Source organism: Streptomyces sp. NPDC005794 (genome assembly GCF_042871445.1).
GTDB lineage: Bacteria > Actinomycetota > Actinomycetes > Streptomycetales > Streptomycetaceae > Streptomyces.
Map to the genome: position 1 here is coordinate 60,986 of NZ_JBIAIN010000019.1, position 20,995 is coordinate 81,980.

The following is a 20,995-nucleotide window of genomic DNA, read 5'->3' on the forward strand; positions in this document are numbered from 1 at the left end:
GGTCCGGCCCGCGGTGCGTCAGCCCCGCAGCGCCGTGAGGGCGGCGACCGGGTCGGGGTCCGGCGTGGCCCGGGGCCACCAGTCGTCCTCGCCCGGGTCGGATTCGTAGCCGTACCAGCGGCTGTCGTGACCGAAGCGGAGCTGGAGGGTGCCCCCGGCGTTGGTCAGGTGGTTGCGCCAGGGCTGGAAGCGCGGGAAGTCGGCCGCCGCGAGGGCCGGCCTCGCCCGGTCGAACGGACCGGCCGGCGGGTCCCATGGGGTTTCCAGCACCTCCAGTCCCTCCGCCCCTCCCTGTCGCCAGGCGGCGACGGCCCGGGCCAGGTCCGTGGTGCTGCGGCCGGTGGCGAAGGCCAGCTCGCGGTAGAGCGCCCGGGTCGTGGCGGTGAGCCCGGCCGTGGGGCGGGACGCGGCGATGCGCACGGCGTCCTGCCAGGTGCTGAGCCCGGCGAGCGGGTCGTCCCCGGTGGTGAGCAGCGCATGGGCGCGCGCCGCGGCGTCCGTGGCGAGGTGGTCGAGGCCCAGCGGATCGCGTGCGCCGGGCAGCTCGGGGTAGGACGGCGGCTCGCCGGGGTACGGCGGCACGGGCAGGGGCGCCGGCAGCGGCGGCAGGAAGCGGTCGGCCAGGGCCTCCACGGCCGCGACCGAGGGCATCGCGGGGGTCTCGGGGCGCTCGCGCGCGGAGTGCTCGGCGTTGCGGCGGCCCAGCTCGTCGAGGAGTTCACGCTCGCCCCGGCCACGCATCAGCAGGAGGACGAACGGGTCGCTGTCCAGGAGCCGTGCCGTCTGGAAGCACAGCGCCGCCACGTGCTTGCAGGGCCAGCTCCGGTCCGGGCAGGAGCAGTCGGGGTCCAGATCGCCTGCGGCGGGCAGCAGTCGTATGCCGGTCTCACCCGCCGTGTCGACCAGGGAGTGCGGCATCTCCTTGTCGAGGAGCGCGGACAGATGCCCCGGCCGGGCGGCGACGGCGTCCAGGAACGTGTCCCAGTCGGACGCCGAGAACGTGCGCAGGCGCAACTCCGCGCGGTAGGGGCGGGGGCGGCTGCCGTGGACGTAGGCGATGACCCGGCCGGGGGTGACGGTGATCGCGGCGACATGTCCGCCGTCGGCGTACGTACGCCCGCGGGCGAGGCGCCCCTCGTCCATCGACAGGGTTTCCAGGGCGTCCACCCAGGCACGGCCCCACCAGCTGGCCGCGAAGGGCCCCTCGGCGTCGGAGGCACGGGCGGGTACCGCTTCGAAGGTGCGCCGCAGATCGTCGGGGCCGGGGCGGGCCGCGGGGCTCCCACCGGGACTCATGACGTCCTCCGGAGCGAGACGAGGTCGGCCAGGTCACGGTCGCTCAGCTCCGTCAGGGCGGCCTCGCCGGACCCGAGCACCGCGTCGGCGAGGGCTCTCTTGGACTCCAGGAGTTCGCTGATCCGGTCCTCGACGGTGCCCTCGGCGATCAGCCGGTGCACCTGCACGGGCTGGGTCTGGCCGATGCGGTACGCACGGTCGGTGGCCTGCTCCTCCACCGCCGGGTTCCACCAGCGGTCGTAATGGATGACATGGGCGGCCCGGGTGAGATTGAGTCCGGTGCCCGCCGCCTTGAGGGAGAGCAGGAAGACGGGGACCTCGCCGGACTGGAAGCCGTCCACCATCCGCTCCCGCTCGGGCACCGGCGTACCGCCGTGCAGCAGCTGGGAGGGGATGGCGCGGGAGGCGAGGTGGGCGGAGAGGAGCCGGGCCATCGACACGTACTGGGTGAAGATCAGGACGGAGGCGTCCTCGGACAGGATCGTGTCGAGGAGCTCGTCGAGCAGGGCGAGCTTGCCGGAGCGTCCCGTGAGCCGGGTCGGCTCCTCCTTCAGATACTGCGCGGGGTGGTTGCAGATCTGCTTGAGCGAGCCCAGCAGCTTCATGATCAGTCCACGCCGGGCGATGCCCTCCGACTGCTCGATGAACGCCATCGTCTCGCGGACGGCCGCCTCGTAGAGCGTGGCCTGCTCCCGGGTGAGGAAGACGGGGTGGTCGGTCTCGGTCTTGGGCGGCAGCTCGGGCGCGATGCCCGGGTCGGACTTCTTGCGGCGCAGCAGGAAGGGGCGGACCAGGCGGGAGAGCCGCTCCACCGCGTCCTCGTTGCCCAGGCCGGCGGCGGTGCCGGTGTTCTCGACGATCCTGGCGTGCCGGGCGCGGAACGCCTTGAGCGGGCCGAGCAGGCCGGGCGTCGTCCAGTCGAGCAGAGCCCACAGCTCGGAGAGGTTGTTCTCGACGGGGGTGCCGGTCAGCGCGACGCGGGCCGGGGCGGGAATGGTGCGCAGCGCCCTGGCCGTCGAGGAGTGCGGATTCTTGACGTGCTGTGCCTCGTCGGCGACGACCAGTCCCCAGGTGTGCCCGGCGAGCTGCTCCGCGCCGGAGCGCATCGTGCCGTAGGTCGTGAGGACGAAGCCGCCGTCGGAGCCGCCCAGCGTGCGGTCGGTGCCGTGGAAGCGGCGCACGGGGACACCGGGTGCGAAGCGGTTGATCTCGCGGTGCCAGTTGCCGAGGAGGGAGGCGGGACAGACCACCAGGGTCGGGGCCGCGTGGGCGCGGTGCAGATGGAGCGCGATGACGGTGATCGTCTTGCCCAGGCCCATGTCGTCGGCGAGACAGCCGCCGAGGCCGAGCGAGGTCATACGGTCCAGCCAGGCCAGGCCGCGGAGTTGGTAGTCGCGGAGGGTGGCGTCGAGACCGGGCGGCGCGGGGAGGGTGGCGTCCTCGTCCAGGAGGCGCGCGCGGAGCACGCCGAGGGCTCCGGCCGGCACGGCTTCGACCTGTTCGCCGTCGACCTTGGCGCTGCCGGTGAGGGCGACGGCGAGCGCGTCCACCGGGTCCAGGAGACCGAGCTCGCGCTTGCGTGCCTTGCGGACGAGGGCGGGATCCACGACGACCCACTGGTCACGCAGCCGCACCACCGGCCGGTGGGCCTCGGCCAGGGTGTCCATCTCCGCCTCGGTGAGCCGGTCGTCGCCCAGGGAGAGCTGCCAGTTGAACGCGAAGAGCTGCTCGGCGTCGAAGAAGGAGGTGCCGTCGGTGGCCGACCCCGGCGCGGGCCGGACGACGGCTGCCGCGGTGAGCGAGCGGGCGAGCTCCCGGGGCCAGTGGACCGCCACCCCTGCCGCGGCGAGCCGTGCTCCGGCCGCGCCGATCAGCTCGTAGAGCTCGTCCTCGGTGACGGCGAGCACATCGGGGACGGGCTGGTCCAGCAGCCGCTCCAGCGGCGGCCAGACGCGGGCGGCACGGCGCAGCGCGAGCACGGCGTCGATCCGGGCCCTCGGCCCGAAGGGCTCGCCCACCCCGCCGCTCCACAGTGTGGCCGCGTCGGTGACGTACGTCGGGTCGGCCAGGCTGTGCACCTGGGTGACGGCCGCGGCGGCATGGCGCGTGGCGGCCGGAATGCCGGGCGAGTCCCCGTCCCCGGCCGCTTCCCCGGCGGCACCGGAGGAGTCGAAGAGGTCGTACGCCGAGAGGTCGAGCCGGAGCGAGATCCGCACCCCCGCGTCGAGTCCGGCGGCCACCTCGACGGCCCAGGCCCGGGCGTCCGGCAGGTGCTGAGCCTCGTGGGCGGCGAACGGCGCTCCCATGGCGTGGCCTGCGGCGGGCGTCCTGGGCAGGGTGTCGGCGACGGCGTCGAGGAACGCGCTGAGCAGCGCGCGGGCTTCGGGGACACGCAGGGTGGTGCCGTCCAGCGGGACGGCGTGTCCCTCGGGCGGCATCGAGGCGGCGACGGCCCTCAGATGGGCGATGTCCTCCGCGTCGCGCGGCCCGGCCCGCCAGGCGTCGTGGTCACCGGCCGTCAGTCCGGGCAGCAGCCTGCCGCGCGCCACGAGGGTCAGGGCGTGCAGGGCCGCGGCTCCCCACGCGCGGGTGGCGGGGTGGGCCACGGCGCGGTGCCTGGCGTGCGCGAGAAGGGGCACCGCGTCCGCGACGGGAAGCACCACGGCGGGCACGGTGCGGGCGCGGGCACCGTCCGTGTCGTGCCGGCCGACGACCGTGAGCTCGGTGAGGGTGTACGCCTGCCCGGCGCCCGGGAAGCCCGCGTCGGAGCGGGAAGCTCCGGCGGCGGGGAACACCGCTGCGGAGCTCGCGCCGGGGCCTGTGAGGCCGACGGTCCCTTCGGGGTCCCAGAAGGCGATCCGGCCGTCCCGGGGCAGCGCTCCCGGGAGGAAGACCGCGGCGCACCGCAACAGCCGGTCGGCGATGACGTCCCGCGTCTGCCACGTCATGTCCATCGCCCCCTCCTGCCTCGGTCCTGTTGCACTTCTCCTGTCTTCGCGAGTCTAGGCGGGGGGTGTGACAGCGCCCGCCCCGGCCGTGTTTCCACAGGTGGAGCGGGCGGACAGGCGCCTCAGTGACGGGTGAAGGATGTGCGACGGGGCTGGTCGGACGGCCGTTCCGGATCGAACTCCGGCACCCCGTCCGCCTCCGGATCGGGACCCCCGAGCGGCGCGTCGGGCAGCGGCTGGTCCGTGAAGGTCTGCTCCGTGACCGAAGGCTCCACGAGGGGCACGGCCGGAGCCGGCGGATCCACGGCGGACGAGCCCGCCGGACGGCCGGAATCCGGCTGCTCGTGCGGCGTGTCCTGCGGCTGCCCCGCCGCGACGGGCGGCTGCGGCCCCTGCTGCGCGCGCTCCAGGAAGCGGAGCAGCTCCACCGGGAAGGGGAGGACCAGCGTGGAGTTCTTCTCGGCCGCGACCGCGACCACCGTCTGCAGCAGCCGCAGTTGCAGCGCCGCCGGCTGGGTGGACATCTGCTGCGCGGCCTGGGCGAGCTTCTTCGACGCCTGCAGCTCCGCGTCGGCGTTGATGACCCTGGCACGCCGCTCACGGTCGGCCTCGGCCTGCCGGGCCATGGACCGCTTCATCGTCTCCGGCAGCGAGACGTCCTTGATCTCGACCCGGTCGATCTGCACACCCCAGCCCACGGACGGGCTGTCGATCATCAGTTCCAGTCCTTGGTTCAGCTTCTCGCGGTTGGACAGCAGATCGTCCAGGTCGCTCTTTCCGATGATCGACCGGAGGGAGGTCTGCGCCATCTGGGAGACCGCGAAGCGGTAGTCCTCCACCTGGATCACGGCGCTCGCCGGATCCACCACCTTGAAGTAGATGACGGCGTCCACCCGCACGGTGACGTTGTCCCGGGTGATCCCGTCCTGGGCGGGGACCGGCATCGTCACGATCTGCATATTCACCTTACGGAGCCGGTCGATGCCCGGGACGATCATGGTGAAGCCCGGTGACCGCACCGCGTCGTGGAGCCTGCCCAGCCGGAGCACCACGCCTCGCTCGTACTGTTTGACCACCCGGGCCGCGGCCATGGCGTACAGCAGGCCACCCGAGAGCACTGCCACCAATGCGATCAACAGCTCCTGGACCATCACGGCCCCCTGACTCCGGGGGTACGTTCCCGCACCCGCACATCATGCCCTATTACCACGATATGCCCGATTCATGCACTCATGAACCTCCGGCCGGGTGCCGGTGGCCCCGGCCGGCCGCGCACCGGGTGCCGGTGCCCGGGGGACCGGGCAGGCTGGCCAGCGCCAGCACGTCCCTGTGACGTACCGATGAGCCGGACGAGCAGACGAGGACCCGCCCATGTCCGTCACCGCGCCCCCCAGCGTTCTCCGCCGACGTACCGGCATCGCCGCCGGTGCCGCCCTGCTCGCCCTGGTCGCCACGGGCTGTTCAGGCCTCGGGCGTACGGCGGTGGGACCGGTCTCCTACACCACCGGACGGGACGAGGTCGTCACCGTGCACAGCCCGTCGGTGAAGGGATGCCACACGATGGAGCCCGCCGGCGCGGAGAAGGTCGAGAACCGGACCCTGGTCGACATGATCCTCTACACCACCCGCGACTGCTCCGGGCGTGGGACGGCCTACGTGGCCACCACGTTCTCCGACACCAACGCCCAGAGCGCCCTGCCCTGGCGCAGCTACAGATTCGTTCACTGACCGGCGTGGGGCGCACGCCCACGCCCGTGGAGCAGTGCGAACAGCTGGGCCGTCCGCTCCCGCCGGTCCCGGGCGATGAGGACGACCAGAACGACGAGCAGGGCGGGCATGACCGCGTTCGGGGGGTCGAGCAGCGTCAGCTGGACGACGGACGCGCCGGCCAGCAGTCCGACAAGGGCGATGGCCGCCACCCCCGCGAGCAGCGGGATCAGCAGGGCCACCGCACCCGCCAGTTCCATGCCGCCGATGACGTACATCGCGCCGCTGCCCCAGCCCATCCGGTCGAACGACTCGACGGCTGACGCGTGGGGGACGAGCTTGGCCACCGCGCTGAAGCCGAGGAACAGCGCGAGGACGACGCGGGCCCCGGTCAGGGCGGCGGAGGCCACGCGTCCGCGCGGCGCGGCGGGGGCGTTCGGCGCGGTGAGCGAAGCAGGGGTGAAGGTTCCGGACATGGCGGTCTCCTCGTTGGGGCTCGTGGATGACGTGCGCCGGCACGGGGTGCGGCTGCTGCCGCCACGCTTTCCGGCGCTTTTCAGAGAGGTAGACGGCGCCGGGCTCCGGAACTCATCGTCCCGCGGGCCCCCGATCCGCCTTCTTCCAGGGCTGCTTGGGCCTGGGCCGGGCCGGCACCCTACGCCGTCAGTGATCCGGCCGACGACATCGACGGGACCGTGTACGCCCCGCTCGCCGTGGGCACGGCGCGGGCCGTCCAGGGAGAGGAACTCGCGTCGTGGCCACAGCCCGCTCCCCCTCGTCCGCCCGCCGGTTTCCGTACGCCGTACCGCTGGGTCATGCTGGAGAAGAGGCGATGGTGATGCGTACCGGAAATGAACCGTCCACCGCACGCAGCCCGCTGCGGATGCGGCTCTGGCTGAGTCTGTGGGGCATGGTCTGGGCCTTGTTCGGCCTGGTGGCCTTCGTGGCGACCGGACGCGCCGGCTGGGCGGCGGCCTGCGGGGTGCTGCTGGTGATCACGGTCACGGACCTGTGCGTCGTGGTCCACCGCCTGCGACAGGGGCCGCACTACCAGCCGGGCCGGGACATCCCGCCGTACGAACCCGACCGGGGCGGGCGGGGCCGCTACCGCCGCTGAGCCCTCCCGAGCGGGCAGCCGCGCGGCCGGGTGCCGTCAGGGGCGGTCGTCGAAGCGGGCGGCCCGCAGGTACTCCGGGTTCGGGTCGAGCGCGGCGGCCAGCCGGAAGTGCCGGGTGGCCTGTTCGGGCCGGCCGGCACGCTGGAAGGTGCGGGCCAGGGCGAAGTGAGCGAAGGCGTTGTCCGGCTCACGCTCCAGGACCAGCTCGAATTCGAGCTCGGCCGGGCGCAGTTGGGCGGCGGCGAAGAAGGCCCGGGCACGCAGCAGCCGGGCCGCCGTGTTCTCCGGGTGGGCGGCTATCACCGAGTCGAGCAGCTTGACCGCACCCCGCGGATCCCGGGCGGCGAGCAGTTGCTCCGCCGCGCGGAAATCGATGACATGCGTTTCCGGGTTCCTCTCGGGCACGGTCGTCATCCTTCCCTTAGCCTTCCGCTCTGCAACATCCGTCCGGGCACCCGTATTCCGGCCGGACGCCGGGTCAGCCGGTGGCCGCACGAGCGGTGAGATCCGACCAGAGCGTGCGGACCTGGGGTTCCAGGTCCTCCAGGGGTCCGTCGTTGTCGACGACGAGATCGGCGACGGCCAGCCGCTCCTCGCGCGTGGCCTGCGCCGCCATCCGGGCGCGGGCGTCGGGCTCCGTCATGCCGCGCAGCCGTACGAGCCGGTCGAGCTGCGTCCCGGGCTTCGCGTCGACGACCACGACCAGGTCGTAGAGCGGGGCGAGGCCGTTCTCCGTGAGCAGCGGAACGTCGTGGACGACGACCGCGCCGGGCCCGGCCGCCCGCTCCAGCTCCGCGGAACGTGTCCGGACGAGCGGGTGGACGATGGCGTTGAGCGTGGCCAGGCGTTCGGGGTCGGCGAAGACGATCGAGCCGAGCGCCGGCCGGTCCAGGGAGCCGTCGGACGTGAGGATTCCGGGACCGAACGCCTCGACGACGGCCGTGAGCCCGGGAGTTCCGGGCTCGACGACCTCGCGGGCGATCCGGTCGGCGTCGATCAGTACGGCTCCGTAGCGTGCGAGCAGCCGTGACACTTCGCTCTTGCCGGCGCCGATCCCGCCGGTCAGGCCCACTTTCAGCATGGGACGAGCCTAGTCTGAGGGCTGTCCCGCAGTCCCTGGCGGGACAGCCCTCAGGACCTCTCGTTCGGATCACGCCGGGCGCCGGACGGAGACCACCTCAGGAATCGCCTTCACGTTCCGCGAGGAAGCGTTCGAATTCGAGGCCGATCTCGTCCGCCGACGGCAGGTCGACCGGCTCCGCGACCAGGTTGCCCCGGGTCTCGGACCCCGCGAGCGCGTCGTACTGGTGCTCCAGCCCCTCGACCAGCGAGACGAGCTCCTCGTCACCCTGGCCGACCTGCCGGTCGATCTCCGTCTGGGTGCGGTGCGCCTCGGTGCGCAGGGTGTGCGCGACGCTCGGCAGGACCAGCCCGGTCGCCGCGGTGATCGCCTCCAGGGCGGTGAGCGCGGCGTCCGGGTAGGAGGACCTGGCGACGTAGTGCGGCACATGGGCGGCGACGCCGAGGGCGTCGTGCCCGGCCTCCATCAGCCGGTACTCCACGAGTGCCTCGGCGGAACCGGGGACCTGCGCCTCGTCGAAGGGGCTGCGGTGCCCGGGCATCAGGTCCGTGCGGTTGCCGTGCGGGGTGAGGCCGACCGGGCGGGTGTGCGGGACGCCCATCGGGATGCCGTGGAAGCTGACCGCGAGGCGGACACCGAGCCTCTCCACGATCTGTTCCACGGCGGCGGCGAACCTCTCCCACTCGACGTCGGGCTCCGGTCCGGAGAGGAGGAGGAAGGGGGCGCCCGTGGCGTCCTGGACGACCTTCACCTCAAGGGTGGGCGCCTCGAACGCCGTGTACCGGTCACGCCTGAAGGTCAGCAGCGGGCGGCGCGCCCGGTAGTCGACGAGCCGGTCGTGGTCGAAGCGGGCCACGGTCTGGTGCGGCAGCGTCTCGATCAGGCCGTCGACGATCTGCTCGCCGGTCTCACCCGCGTCGATGTACCCGTCGAAGTGGTAGAGCATGACCAGGCCGGCCGACTCCTGGGCGAGCGCCATGTCGACGACGGCCAGGCCCTTCGGCTCCCATTCGTACAAACTCTGCGGTTCAGGCACGGTTACCGCTCCTCCTCGTGTTCCTGGACAAGAACACCCCGCCGGGCCACGGCATTCCCGCCCGGGCCCTTTCCCTCGCGGTCGTGCGAGGAGCCGGATGCGCAGCGCCGTCACAGCCTTCCGCGCGGAGTGAACGCCCCGTGCTGCCAGGCGTCGGTGTGACTGGAACACCTCGACGGGGACGCCGAGTTCACGGCAGTAGTCGAGGGTGACCATCCACTGCGGGATCCGTCCGGGCCGGGCGTTCATGTGCCGGCCGTCGCCGAAGCGGACGGCCCGCTCGTTGCCGTAGGTGCCGGTGGTCGTATCGCCGCCCCGGACGGTGAAGGTGCTCCCGCCGGTGCGGCCTCGGGCCTCCAGCACCGTACAGCCGCGCCCCGCCCTGCCCAGCTCATACGCTGCGCGGGAGGGCGTCCACTTCCGCACGTCCAGCCGGGACGGCGTCCTGCGGAACTCCCGGATCCATGACACCGGCCACGACGGCCGGGGCATGGGCGAGGGAGTCCATGTGGGATCGGCGGGCGACCTCACCGACCGGAGCGACGGCGTCCAGATCATCGGCAACACCTTCGACGGCGGCGGGCTGACCGGCGCCAACTACGACGACTCCTGGGTCGACGTGAAGGGCAACGAGGTGCTGGTCGAGGACAACAAGGGCGTCCGCACCACGAACAGTGGTTACGAGACGCACTCCCCGCAGAACGGCTGGGGCTGCGGCACCGTCTTCCGTGACAACGCCTCGGACCTGACCGGTGCCACCGGCGGCACCCAGCTCGCCGTCCACGTCACCAACCGGAGCACGAGCTGCCGTACCACCGTGTACGCCGACAACACGGTCACCGGCGGCAAGGGGCTGACGAACATCGCCGTGACGCCCTGAGAACCCGCGCCCGGACACGAGTGAGGCCCGCCCCCCGAAGGGGACGGGCCTCACCTACAGCTCTACAGCTACTGCAGCCGATGAGCGGCTGGGGTCAGAGCGTCAGCTCTGACCGCCGGCCAGCTTCTCGCGCAGGGCAGCCAGGGCCTCGTCCGACGCCAGGGCGCCGGCGTTGTCCGCGGACTCCGAGGAGTACGAACCGCCGCCACCGCCGCCACCGCTGCCGCCGGAGGCAGCCGGGGCAGCGCCGGCCGGGGCAGCAGCGCCCTCGGCAGCGGCAGCCTCGTCGGCCTCGCGGGACTTGATGACCTGGGCCTGGTGCTGCTCGAAGCGCTGCTGCGCCTCGGCGTACTGGGTCTCCCAGACCTCGCGCTGAGCCTCGAAGCCCTCGAGCCAGTCGTTGGTCTCGGGGTCGAAGCCCTCGGGGTAGATGTAGTTGCCCTGGTCGTCGTACGACGCGGCCATGCCGTACAGCGTCGGGTCGAACTCGACCGAGGCCGGGTCGCCACCGAAGGCCTCGTTGGCCTGCTTCAGCGAGAGGCTGATGCGACGGCGCTCGAGGTCGATGTCGATGACCTTGACGAAGATCTCGTCGTTGACCTGGACGACCTGCTCCGGGATCTCCACGTGGCGCTCGGCCAGCTCGGAGATGTGGACCAGACCCTCGATGCCCTCGTCGACGCGCACGAACGCACCGAACGGAACGAGCTTGGTGACCTTACCGGGAACGACCTGCCCGATCTGGTGCGTACGGGCGAACTGCTGCCACGGGTCTTCCTGCGTCGCCTTGAGCGACAGCGAGACGCGCTCACGGTCCATGTCGACGTCGAGGACCTCGACGGTGACTTCCTGGCCGACCTCGACAACCTCGGAGGGGTGGTCGATGTGCTTCCAGGACAGCTCGGAGACGTGCACGAGACCGTCGACGCCGCCCAGGTCCACGAAGGCACCGAAGTTGACGATCGAGGAGACGACGCCGGAGCGGACCTGACCCTTCTGCAGGGTCGTGAGGAACGTCTGGCGGACCTCGGACTGCGTCTGCTCGAGCCAGGCACGGCGGGACAGGACCACGTTGTTGCGGTTCTTGTCCAGCTCGATGATCTTGGCCTCGAGCTCCTTGCCCACGTAGGGCTGGAGGTCGCGGACACGACGCATCTCGACGAGCGACGCCGGGAGGAAGCCACGGAGGCCGATGTCGAGGATGAGACCACCCTTGACGACCTCGATGACGGTACCGGTGACGATGCCGTCTTCTTCCTTGATCTTCTCGATGGTGCCCCAGGCGCGCTCGTACTGAGCGCGCTTCTTCGAGAGGATCAGGCGGCCTTCCTTGTCCTCCTTCTGGAGGACCAGGGCCTCGATCTCGTCGCCGACCTTGACGACCTCGTTCGGGTCGACGTCGTGCTTGATCGAGAGCTCGCGGCTCGGGATGACACCTTCGGTCTTGTAACCGATGTCGAGGAGGACCTCGTCGCGGTCAACCTTGACGATGACACCGTCAACGATGTCGCCGTCGTTGAAGTACTTGATCGTCTCGTCGATCGCCGCGAGGAACGCGTCCGCGTCGCCGATGTCGTTGACCGCAACCTGCGGAGTGGTGGCGGTGGTCTCGGTGCTGCTCGTCATGTGGGTAAGGGCTCCGGTACGGACAGTGAGTCGTAGGTACTGCTACGCCGAAAGCCCGTATCGCCTCTGCAGACGCCGGAACAGCCTGGGAAGCACCCACCCGAATGATCCAGAAGGGGCCTCGACAACCGAGGGGACATGCAACAGACGCGAGCGCGGCCTGCTAGGTCTGAAGCGCGCAGGCTCGCAGCGCAACTTGTAGCATACGGGGGCAGCCGGACAGGGTCAATGCGCGAAGGCGCACACCCGGGGCACCACACCCCAATCCCGGCACAACTCACGTTCGCCGAGGCCACATCGGCCACAGCGGTGTGTCGCACACACGGGCGCACTCACCCGCACGGCCCGTGGAGGCACCCGCGCGAGGCGGGTGAAGGCAAACTACAACGACGGGCACGATGAGCCAAGAGATCTACGAGTCCGAACCCGAAGCGACCCGGCGGACAGCCGGTGAGGCGGAGAGCAGCCGGGCGAGCCGCGGCTGGTGGGACCGGAACGCCGACGAGTACCAGAGCGACCACGGGGCGTTCCTCGGGGACGACCGCTTCGTCTGGGGCCCGGAGGGGCTGGACGAGGCCGAGGCCTCCCTGCTGGGCCCGGCCGCGGACCTGAAGGGGCTGCACGTCCTGGAGATCGGGGCCGGCGCCGCCCAGTGCTCGCGCTGGCTCGCCGCCCGGGGCGCCCACCCGGTGGCCCTGGACCTCTCCCACCGCCAGCTCCAGCACGCGCTGCGCATCGGCGGCGGCGTCCCCCTCGTGGAAGCCGACGCCGGACGGCTCCCCTTCCGGGACGGCTCCTTCGACCTGGCCTGCTCCGCCTACGGCGCGGTGCCCTTCGTCGCCGACCCCGTCCAGGTGTTCCGCGAGGTGCACCGGGTACTGCGGCCCGGGGGCCGCTGGGTCTTCTCGGTGACCCACCCGATCCGCTGGGCGTTCCCCGACGAGCCGGGGCCCGAGGGGCTCTCCGTCGCCGCCTCCTACTTCGACCGCGTGCCGTACGTGGAACAGGACGAGCACGGCGACGCGGTGTACGTGGAACACCACAGGACGCTGGGCGACCGGGTGCGGGACGTGGTCGCGGGCGGCTTCCGGCTGGTCGATCTCGTGGAGCCGGAGTGGCCGGCCTGGAACGACCAGGAGTGGGGCGGCTGGTCCCCGCTGCGCGGCCACCTGATCCCCGGGACCGCGATCTTCGTCTGCGAGCGGGACCACCGCTCCTCGTGAGGGACCGGCGTACGACACTGGGGGCGTGATCCGCACCGACGCCCTGGACCAGTTGCCCGTACGCACCGCCGTGCCCGCCCTCGAACGGGCGCTCGACGAGCGGGGGGCCGCGGTGCTCTGCGCGCCGCCCGGGACCGGCAAGACGACCCTCGTGCCCCTGGTGCTCGCCGGGCTGACCGGCGGCGGCCCGGCGCGCCGCGTACTGGTCGCCGAGCCCCGCCGGATCGCCGCCCGGGCCGCCGCGCGGCGGATGGCGTGGCTGCTCGGCGAGCGGACCGGCGAACGGGTCGGGTTCACGGTGCGCGGCGAGCGGGCGGTGGGGCCAAACACGGTGGTGGAGGTCGTGACCACCGGGGTGCTGCTGCAGCGGCTGCAGCGTGACCAGGAGCTGACCGGGGTCGACGTGGTGATCATCGACGAGTGCCACGAGCGCCATCTGGACGCGGACACGGCCGCGGCGTTCCTCCTCGATGTACGCGGGACGATCAGGCCCGATCTGCGTCTGGTCGCGGCGTCGGCGACGACGGACGCCGCGGGCTGGGCGCGGCTGCTGGGCGACGCCCCCGTCGTCGAGGCACGGGGTGTGTCCCATCCGGTCGAGGTGGTGTGGGCGCCACCGGCCGGTCCCGTACGGCCGCCGCACGGGATGAGGGTGGATCCGGCCCTGCTGACACATGTGGCCTCGGTGGTGCGACGGGCGCTCGCCGAGCGGGACGGTGACGTCCTGTGCTTCCTGCCCGGAGTCGGGGAGATCGGCCGGGTGGCCGGACAGCTCGCGGGTGTGGACGCCGAGGTGCTCCAGGTGCACGGGCGCGCTCCGGCGGCCGTGCAGGACGCTGTGCTGGCCGGGCCGTCGGGCGGGCGCCGGGTGGTGCTGGCGACGTCCGTGGCGGAGTCGTCCCTGACGGTGCCCGGAGTGCGGGTCGTGGTGGATTCCGGCCTCGCCAGGGAACCGCGTACCGACCATGCGCGCGGGCTGGGCGCCCTGACGACCGTACGGGCGTCCCGGGCAGCGGGGCGCCAGCGCGCGGGCCGCGCGGGGCGCGAGGCCCCGGGCGCGGTGTACCGCTGCTGGGAGCAGGCCGAGAACGGTCGCCTCGCCGCGTTCCCCTCCCCCGAGATCAAGGTGGCCGACCTCGCGGCGTTCGCGCTGCAGGCGGCGTGCTGGGGCGATCCGGACGCCTCCGGGCTGGCACTCCTGGACCCGCCGCCCGTCGGCGCCATGGGTGCGGCACGGGAGGTACTGACGGCGGTCGGAGCGGTCGACGCCACGGGACGCGCGACGAGCCGGGGCGTACGGATGTCCCGGCTCGGCCTGCACCCCCGGCTGGCCCGTGCCCTCCTGGACGGCGCGGGCGAGGTCGGCGGGCGCCGGGCCGCGGAAGTGGTCGCGCTGCTCAGCGAGGAGCCGCCACGGGATTACGGCGACGACCTGGCGCACGCGCTGCGTACGGCACGGCGCGGCGGGGACGGTTACGCGGCACGCTGGCGGCAGGAGGTGCGGCGGCTCTCGCAGTCCCTCGGCTCCTCGAAGTCCGGCTCCTCCGGGGACTCCGGCGCCGGCCCGGACGACGCCGCCGTGGGGCTGGTGGCGGCACTGGCGTTCCCGGAACGGGTGGCGCGAGCCCGGGGCGAGGGGGCGTTCCTCATGGTGTCGGGCACGGGCGCGGAACTGCGGGACGGCTCACGCCTGCGCAGCGCACCGTGGATCGCCGTCGCGGTCGCCGACCGGCCCTCCCATGCCGCGTCCGCGAGGGTGCGGCTGGCGGCCGTCGTCGACGAGGGCACCGCACGGCTGGCCGCCGGGCACCTGCGGTTCTCCGGTGAGGAGGTCCGCTGGGCGGACGGCGACGTGGTCGCGCGTTCCGTGGAACGCCTCGGGGCCGTCGAGCTGTCGGTACGCGCACTGCGCCGGCCGGCCCCGGAACCGGTACGCGACGCTCTGCTCGAGGGGCTGCGCCGCGAGGGGCCAGGACTGCTGCGGTGGACCCGGGACAGCGAGCAGCTGCGGTTGCGGCTCGCGTTTCTGCACCGGGTCCTGGGGCCGCCGTGGCCCGACGTGTCGGACGACGCGCTGCTGGCACGCGCCGGCGAATGGCTGGAGCCCGAGCTGTCGCGGGCCGGGCGGCGCTCGGATCTGGCGCGGATCGACGCGGGGCAGGCGCTGCGGCGGCTGCTTCCGTGGGCGACGGGCGACGCCGCCCGGCTGGACGAGCTCGCCCCGGAGCGGATCGAGGTGCCGAGCGGGTCCAGGATCCGGGTGGAGTACGGCGGCGAGCAGCCGGTGCTCGCGGTGAAGCTCCAGGAGCTCTTCGGGCTGAGCGAGACACCCAGGGTGGCCGGGGTGCCCGTCCTGGTCCATCTGCTGTCCCCCGCCGGGCGCCCGGCGGCGGTGACGGCGGACCTGGCGTCGTTCTGGCGGGAGGGGTACAGGGGCGTACGGGCGGAACTGCGCGGCCGCTACCCGAAGCACCCGTGGCCCGAGGACCCGACGACGACGGTGGCGACCCGCTTCACCTCGGCTCGGCTGCGCCGGGGGTAGGGCCTGTCGACACATCCCGAGGGGGCGGCGGCCCGGCGCTGCCGGGCCGGAGGCGCGTGATGTGGTCCCGGGGTCACGTGGGAAAGATCGGCATGCACCCCTAGCAGCCCCCGGACCCCGGGACCCCGGACCTCCCGGGCCTCCTGGACCGGCGGATACCGGTGGACGGACGGCTGCGCCGCGACCGGGGAGCGGCCGGCCCCGAAGCCCGTCCGCCCCCGGTCCCGTGCGGCTCAGGCCGCGGGTGCCTCGACCTCCAGCTCGATGGTCAGCGTGGCGCCGCTCGCGATGGTCAGCCGCAGCAGGTAGGTGCCCGCCGTGTCGTCGGCGTAGATCTCCGGGAGCACCAGGAGCCCGTCGGCGCCGGTCGTCAGGTCCAGGGTGCGGACGGGGTTGCCGTCCGCACCCTGGAAGTACGGACCCTTGTCGTTCGCGACGGGCATCTCCGCATCGGTGATCATCGTGGCGGTGACGGCGGTGTCCGCCACCCCCGTGCCCTTGTACGCCGCCTTGACCTCGATCCGGTCGGCGAACTCGGCGCCGGCGGCGGCCGTCAGAGCCTTGTCGCCGGTCCGGACGATGGTGTCCGCCACCCGGGCGGTGACGCTCGCGGTGAAGGTGAGAGTGCGCGGCTTGGTGGTGCCGGCGAGGGCCGTCACCTTGAAGGCGCCCGTCTGCTCGCCGGCCGTCAGCACGGGAGCGGCGACGGTGCCGTCGGACCCGGTGGTCAGGGTCACGGTGCGCTTCCCGCCGGTGAAGCGGGCGTCCGTGTCACCGACCACGGTGAAGGTGACCGGAGCCTTGGCGAGCGGGGCGCCGAGCGTGGTCCGCGCCCGCACCTTGACGCGCTCGGCGAACGCCTCGCCGGCCGTGGCGGTGAGGATGCCGGTGCCCGCGTTCTCGAGACTGCCGAAGGCCGCCGGCGGGGTGGGCGGGGTGGTCGGCGGCTTCGTCGTGGGAGGAGGCGTGGGATCGGGGCTCGGGGTGCTGCCACCGCCGGGCTTCGTCTGCTCCGGGTCGGGGCTCGGGGTCGTACCGCCGCCCGGGGGGGCGGACGCGGCAGGGGGCGTCGGCGTCGGTGTGGGTGTCGGTGTGGGGGACGGGGAGGAGGAGCGGCTGCCGCTCGTGTCCACCGGGAGGACGCCCGTGCCGTCCGGGACCTCGTGGGTGCCGCGCTTGTAGTAGTCGAACCAGGAGCGCACCGTGCGCAGGTACTCCGTCGAGTGGTTGTAGCTCAACACGGCCCGGTCGAGGTCCGTGGCGAGCGACAGGTCGCGGGGGCCGGCGCAGAGGTAACGGCCGGCGGCCAGCGCCGCGTCGTGGATGTTGTTGGGATCCTTGCGTCCGTCACCGTTGCCGTCCTGGCCCCAGGTGGCCCAGGTGGACGGGATGAACTGCATCGGCCCCACCGCACGGTCGTGGGTCGAGTCCCCGTCGTACGCCCCGCCGTCGGTGTCCTTGATGAGGGCGAAGCCCTGGCCGTTGAGCGCCGGGCCGAGGATCGGGGAGAAGGTGGTGCCGTTCGCGTCGACCTTGCCGCCGCGGGCCTGCCCGGACTCGACCTTGCCGATCGCGGCGAGCAGTTGCCACGGCAGACGGCACGCGGCGTCGGTGCTCGCGAGCTCCTGCTCGGCCTTCTTGTAGGCGGCCAGGACGGAGGCGGGTATGCCCGCCTCCGCACTGCCGGTCACCGGCAGATCAACGGACGCACCGGGCTTGCCGGGCGTGGTGAGCGGCGGAAGGTCCGTGTAGTACGGCGAGTTGCCGGTGGCCGCACTGTCGCCGGGCGGTGTCGCGCCAGCCGCCGACTGGTCGCCCGTGGCGCTGTCGGGGTGCGGTGCGGCGGGAGCCTGGGAGGCGGAGAGGGCCGCTACGGCAGCTGCCGCCACCGCGGTGGTGGTGGCCCCCCTGCGCAGTCTGCGGCCGAATTGCGCTGCCATACGATCTGGTCCCTCCCCGTCGACGGCTGCCCGCGCTCCCCGCGCGAGGACACAGGCGACCCTACGACAACTCCCGCCGCCCGAACACTGGTCCCCGACCGGTTCTTACCGATTTCTCAGCTTCCCCGCCGTCAAGTCACCAGGACATTCCGGGCGGTGACATGGGCTCACACATACATGCCGCCACGCCCCTCACCCTCAGCCATGCCGTAGCGGTGATCCCAGGGATCCACAGGTCCGGGTCCGGCCGTGGACCTCTCGCGACCTCCGCGCTCGCGGCCGGGCCGGTTCGCAACCGATATGAGCTACTACGCGGACACGGTCGCCCCCGGGGCCATGGAGTTCGGTCCCGAACACCGGTGGGCCGGCGCGTTTCTCATGCTGCCCGTCCTGCTGCGCGCCCTCCACCGGTGTACCCGCCGGTACGCCCACTTCGGGCGCGTCGACACGCCCCTCGGCATCATCCCGACCGCGTGCTTCGGCGCCGGGGCGGGACTGGCGGCCGGCCTGGTGCTCCACGGGGCGTGGATGCGGCTGCTGCGGAACTCGTCCGGGCCCCGGCCGCCGGACGGGCCCCGCACGGACACCGCACGGACCCGCCCGGCCGGTCAGGACGCCGGCTGAGCGCCACCCCTGAAACGGGAGAGCTCAGTGCGCGGCCGTCTCCCAGTCCGTGCCGACACCGACCGACACATCCAGCGGGGCACGGAGTTCGACCGCCGTGGGCATCTCCCGGCGCAGGATCTCCTCGACCTGCTCCCGCTCGCCCTTCGCGATCTCCAGAACGATTTCGTCATGGACCTGGAGCAGCATCCGTGACGTCAGCTTCGCCTCCGTCAACGCCCGGTCCACATGCAGCATCGCGACCTTCACGATGTCGGCGGCCGTCCCCTGGATCGGGGCGTTGAGCGCCATCCGCTCGGCCGTCTCGCGCCGCTGACGGTTGTCGCTGTTCAGATCCGGGAGGTAGCGGCGCCGGCCGAAGACCGTCTCCGTGTACCCCGTGGACCTGGCTTCCTCCACGACCCGGTGCAGATACTCACGCACCCCGCCGAACCGCAGGAAGTAGGTGTCCATCAGCCCGCGCGCCTCGCCGGCGTCGATGTTCAGCTGCTGGGACAGGCCGAACGCGGACAGCCCGTAGGCCAGCCCGTACGACATCGCCTTGATCTTGCGGCGCATCTCCGCGTCGACGGCCTGCTTCTCGACGCCGAACACCTGCGAGGCGACCGTCGTGTGCAGGTCCTCCCCCGAGGTGAACGCCTCGATCAGACCGGCGTCCTCGGAGAGGTGGGCCATCACCCGCAGCTCGATCTGACTGTAGTCGGCCGTCATCAGCGTCTCGAAGCCCTCACCGACGACGAAGCCCCGGCGGATCGCCCGCCCCTCGTCCGTACGGACGGGGATGTTCTGCAGATTGGGTTCGGTGGAGGAGAGCCGGCCCGTCGCCGCGACCGTCTGGTTGAACGTGGTGTGGATACGGCCGTCCGCACCGATCGTCTTGATCAGCCCCTCGACCGTGACCCGCAGCTTCGCCTGCTCCCGGTGGCGCAGCATGATGACCGGCAGCTCGTGCTCGGTCTGCGCCGCCAGCCAGGCCAGCGCGTCCGCGTCGGTGGTGTAACCCGTCTTCGTCTTCTTCGTCTTCGGCAGGGCCAGCTCACCGAAGAGCACTTCCTGGAGCTGCTTGGGCGAACCGAGGTTGAACTCACGGCCCACCGAGGCGTGCGCCTCCTTCACCGCCTGCTGCACCGCACCGGCGAACTGCTGCTCCATGCCCTCCAGATGAGCCCGGTCGGCAGCGATGCCGTGCCGCTCCAGACGGGCCAGCATGATCGAGGTGGGCAGCTCCATGTCGTGCAGCAGCCCGGTGGCCCCGACCTCCTTCAGACGCGCAGTGAACGCGTCCCCGAGGTCCAGCACCGCACGGGCCTGCGCCATCAGGGCGTCGGCCTCCGCACGGTCGTCGGCGCCGAAAGCCAACTGCCCGTCGGACGCGGCGGCCGGGGCCAGCTCACGGCCGAGATACTCCACCGCCAAGGCATCCAGGGCGAAGGAACGCCGGCCCGGCTTGACGAGGTACGCGGCGAGCGCGGTGTCCATGGTGACGCCGTCGAGCTGCCAGCCCTGCTCGGGGAAGACCCGCAGGGCGTTCTTGGCGTTGTGCAGGACCTTGGGCCGCCCGGCGTCCGCGAGCCAGGCCGCGAACGCCCGCTCGTCGGCCTCGTCGAGCTCGGCCGGATCCAGCCAGGCCGCGGCCCCGTCGGCCGCCGCGAGCGCGATCTCGGTGACGGAACCACCGCCCAGCGACCAGGTGTCGACACTCATCAGACCGAGCGGCTGCCCGCCATGGGCCTCCAGCCACGGGGCGACCTCACCCTGCCCCAGCACCGCGCCGTCCAGCTCGACACCGGCCGCCGGCTCCGGCGGACCGGCCTCCTCCGCACCCGGGTCGACGGCGAGCAGCCGCTCGCGCAGGCTCGGGTTACGGATCTCCAGGACGTCCAGCACCCCGGTGACCGCCGTGCGGTCGTACGGAGCACGCTCCAGCTCCGCCGGGACCTTCGGCAGCTCCACGTCACGGACCATCTCGGTCAGCACACGGTTCATCTTCACCGCGTCCAGATGATCCCGGAAATTCTGGCCGGCCTTGCCCTTGACCTCGTCGGCCCGCTCGACCAGCTCGGCGAAAGAACCGAACTGGTTGATCCACTTCGCCGCCGTCTTCTCACCCACACCAGGGATACCCGGAAGGTTGTCCGACGGGTCACCGCGCAGCGCCGCGAAGTCCGGATACTGGCTCGGCGTGAGCCCGTACTTCTCCTGGACCTTCTCCGGGGTGAAACGCGTCAGCTCCGAGACGCCCTTCGTCGGGTACAGCACCGTCACGTTCTCCGTGATCAGCTGGAACGAATCCCGGTCACCCGTGACGATCAGCACCTCGAAGCCCGCCGCCTCGGCCTGCGTGGCCAGCGTCGCGATGACGTCGTCCGCCTCGAAACCGTCCACCGCGAACCGGTCCGCGCGCATCGCGTCCAGAAGCTCACCGATCAGCTCGACCTGCCCCTTGAACTCGTCGGGGGTCTTCGAGCGATTCGCCTTGTACTCCGGGAACTCCTGCGCACGCCACGTCTTACGGGACACGTCGAACGCGACCGCGAAATGCGTGGGCGCCTCGTCGCGCAGCGTGTTCGCCAGCATCGACATGAAGCCGTACACGGCATTCGTCGGCTGCCCCGTCGCCGTCGTGAAATTCTCCGCGGGCAGCGCAAAGAACGCCCGGTACGCCAGGGAGTGCCCGTCCATCAGGAGCAGGCGCGGTCGGTTGTCTGCCGTCTTCTTCGATGCCGTCTCAGCCACGCCCCCGATCCTGCCACGGACCACTGACAATCCGGACCGGCCACCGGCCCCGCCCCGCCCCGGACACCGCCCGAAACCCCGACACCACACCCCGGCCCCCTCCGGACCTCCCCCGCTTCCCGCCAGACATCCCGCCACGCGTGCATGACAGGATCAAAAGACAGTGAAGGCGTAAGAAGACACGACAGGACGCCACACCACGCACGGACGCGACGCGCGCGACCCACGCGCTCGGAGAC

Annotated in this window: 15 protein-coding genes and 1 pseudogene; 6 read left to right on the forward strand and 10 right to left on the reverse strand. The window is 72.3% G+C overall.

All coding sequences use genetic code 11. From position 1 onward, the window contains the following. Positions 1-18 precede the first annotated feature (18 nt). The 3 genes from ACFYQ5_RS27350 to ACFYQ5_RS27360 form a co-directional block, all read right to left on the reverse strand. A complete protein-coding gene (locus ACFYQ5_RS27350) occupies positions 19-1,296 on the reverse strand; it encodes an SWIM zinc finger family protein (protein ID WP_389201312.1) in 1,278 nt (425 codons plus the stop codon). After that, positions 1,293-4,244 (reverse strand): SNF2-related protein, encoded by a 2,952-nt coding sequence (locus ACFYQ5_RS27355; protein ID WP_389201314.1) that lies wholly within the window; start codon positions 4,242-4,244, stop codon positions 1,293-1,295. The genes ACFYQ5_RS27350 and ACFYQ5_RS27355 overlap by 4 nt, the downstream gene beginning before the upstream one ends. Positions 4,245-4,366: 122 nt before the next feature. Beyond that, positions 4,367-5,395 carry an SPFH domain-containing protein gene (locus tag ACFYQ5_RS27360; RefSeq protein WP_389201317.1) on the reverse strand — a complete coding sequence of 343 codons (1,029 nt, stop codon included), beginning with the start codon at positions 5,393-5,395 and terminating at the stop codon, positions 4,367-4,369. A 220-nt stretch (positions 5,396-5,615) separates the two neighbouring features. On the opposite strand from ACFYQ5_RS27360, the gene ACFYQ5_RS27365 reads away from it, so the two are divergent. Further along, complete coding sequence (locus ACFYQ5_RS27365) at positions 5,616-5,972, forward strand: hypothetical protein (protein ID WP_389201319.1); 357 nt, start codon at positions 5,616-5,618, stop codon at positions 5,970-5,972. On the opposite strand, the gene ACFYQ5_RS27370 is transcribed toward ACFYQ5_RS27365, so the two are convergent. After that, positions 5,966-6,427 carry a DoxX family protein gene (locus ACFYQ5_RS27370; protein ID WP_389201320.1) on the reverse strand — a complete coding sequence of 154 codons (462 nt, stop codon included), beginning with the start codon at positions 6,425-6,427 and terminating at the stop codon, positions 5,966-5,968. The two genes, ACFYQ5_RS27365 and ACFYQ5_RS27370, sit on opposite strands and share 7 nt — an antisense overlap. Positions 6,428-6,789: 362 nt before the next feature. On the opposite strand from ACFYQ5_RS27370, the gene ACFYQ5_RS27375 reads away from it, so the two are divergent. Further along, positions 6,790-7,068, forward strand: coding sequence for a DUF6343 family protein (locus tag ACFYQ5_RS27375; protein WP_389201322.1), 279 nt, complete (start codon positions 6,790-6,792; stop codon positions 7,066-7,068). Positions 7,069-7,104: 36 nt separating this feature from the next. Here the strand turns inward: ACFYQ5_RS27375 and ACFYQ5_RS27380 are convergent, their stop codons facing one another. From ACFYQ5_RS27380 to ACFYQ5_RS27390, 3 genes are all read right to left on the reverse strand, one after another. After that, positions 7,105-7,473, reverse strand: coding sequence for a tetratricopeptide repeat protein (locus ACFYQ5_RS27380; protein WP_145802325.1), 369 nt, complete (start codon positions 7,471-7,473; stop codon positions 7,105-7,107). A gap of 73 nt (positions 7,474-7,546) precedes the next feature. Beyond that, positions 7,547-8,149: a dephospho-CoA kinase gene (gene coaE, locus ACFYQ5_RS27385; RefSeq protein ID WP_389201323.1), complete on the reverse strand. Its 603-nt coding sequence runs from the start codon at positions 8,147-8,149 to the stop codon at positions 7,547-7,549. 97 nt (positions 8,150-8,246) lie between these two features. After that, entirely contained in the window at positions 8,247-9,185 is a 939-nt protein-coding gene (locus ACFYQ5_RS27390; protein ID WP_389201325.1) for a PAC2 family protein, read from the reverse strand. A 406-nt stretch (positions 9,186-9,591) separates the two neighbouring features. Here ACFYQ5_RS27390 and ACFYQ5_RS27395 point away from each other — a divergent pair. Continuing rightward, positions 9,592-10,065, forward strand: a pseudogene (locus ACFYQ5_RS27395) (sheath polysaccharide-degrading enzyme); the annotation flags it as partial. A gap of 102 nt (positions 10,066-10,167) precedes the next feature. Here ACFYQ5_RS27395 and rpsA read toward each other — a convergent pair. Then, a complete protein-coding gene (gene rpsA, locus ACFYQ5_RS27400; RefSeq protein ID WP_389201327.1) occupies positions 10,168-11,691 on the reverse strand; it encodes a 30S ribosomal protein S1 in 1,524 nt (507 codons plus the stop codon). Between the two features lie 398 nt (positions 11,692-12,089). Here rpsA and ACFYQ5_RS27405 point away from each other — a divergent pair, with 398 nt between their 5' ends. After that, positions 12,090-12,914, forward strand: a complete 825-nt coding sequence (locus ACFYQ5_RS27405) for a class I SAM-dependent methyltransferase (RefSeq protein ID WP_389201329.1) — start codon at positions 12,090-12,092, stop codon at positions 12,912-12,914. Positions 12,915-12,939: 25 nt separating this feature from the next. Then, entirely contained in the window at positions 12,940-15,456 is a 2,517-nt protein-coding gene (gene hrpB, locus ACFYQ5_RS27410; protein ID WP_389201331.1) for an ATP-dependent helicase HrpB, read from the forward strand. 233 nt (positions 15,457-15,689) lie between these two features. On the opposite strand, the gene ACFYQ5_RS27415 is transcribed toward hrpB, so the two are convergent. After that, positions 15,690-17,396: a lytic transglycosylase domain-containing protein gene (locus tag ACFYQ5_RS27415; RefSeq protein WP_389201333.1), complete on the reverse strand. Its 1,707-nt coding sequence runs from the start codon at positions 17,394-17,396 to the stop codon at positions 15,690-15,692. Between the two features lie 300 nt (positions 17,397-17,696). Here ACFYQ5_RS27415 and ACFYQ5_RS27420 point away from each other — a divergent pair, with 300 nt between their 5' ends. Continuing rightward, entirely contained in the window at positions 17,697-18,020 is a 324-nt protein-coding gene (locus ACFYQ5_RS27420) for a hypothetical protein (RefSeq protein WP_389201334.1), read from the forward strand. A 24-nt stretch (positions 18,021-18,044) separates the two neighbouring features. On the opposite strand, the gene polA is transcribed toward ACFYQ5_RS27420, so the two are convergent. Beyond that, positions 18,045-20,756, reverse strand: coding sequence for a DNA polymerase I (gene polA, locus ACFYQ5_RS27425; protein WP_389201336.1), 2,712 nt, complete (start codon positions 20,754-20,756; stop codon positions 18,045-18,047). Positions 20,757-20,995 lie beyond the last annotated feature (239 nt).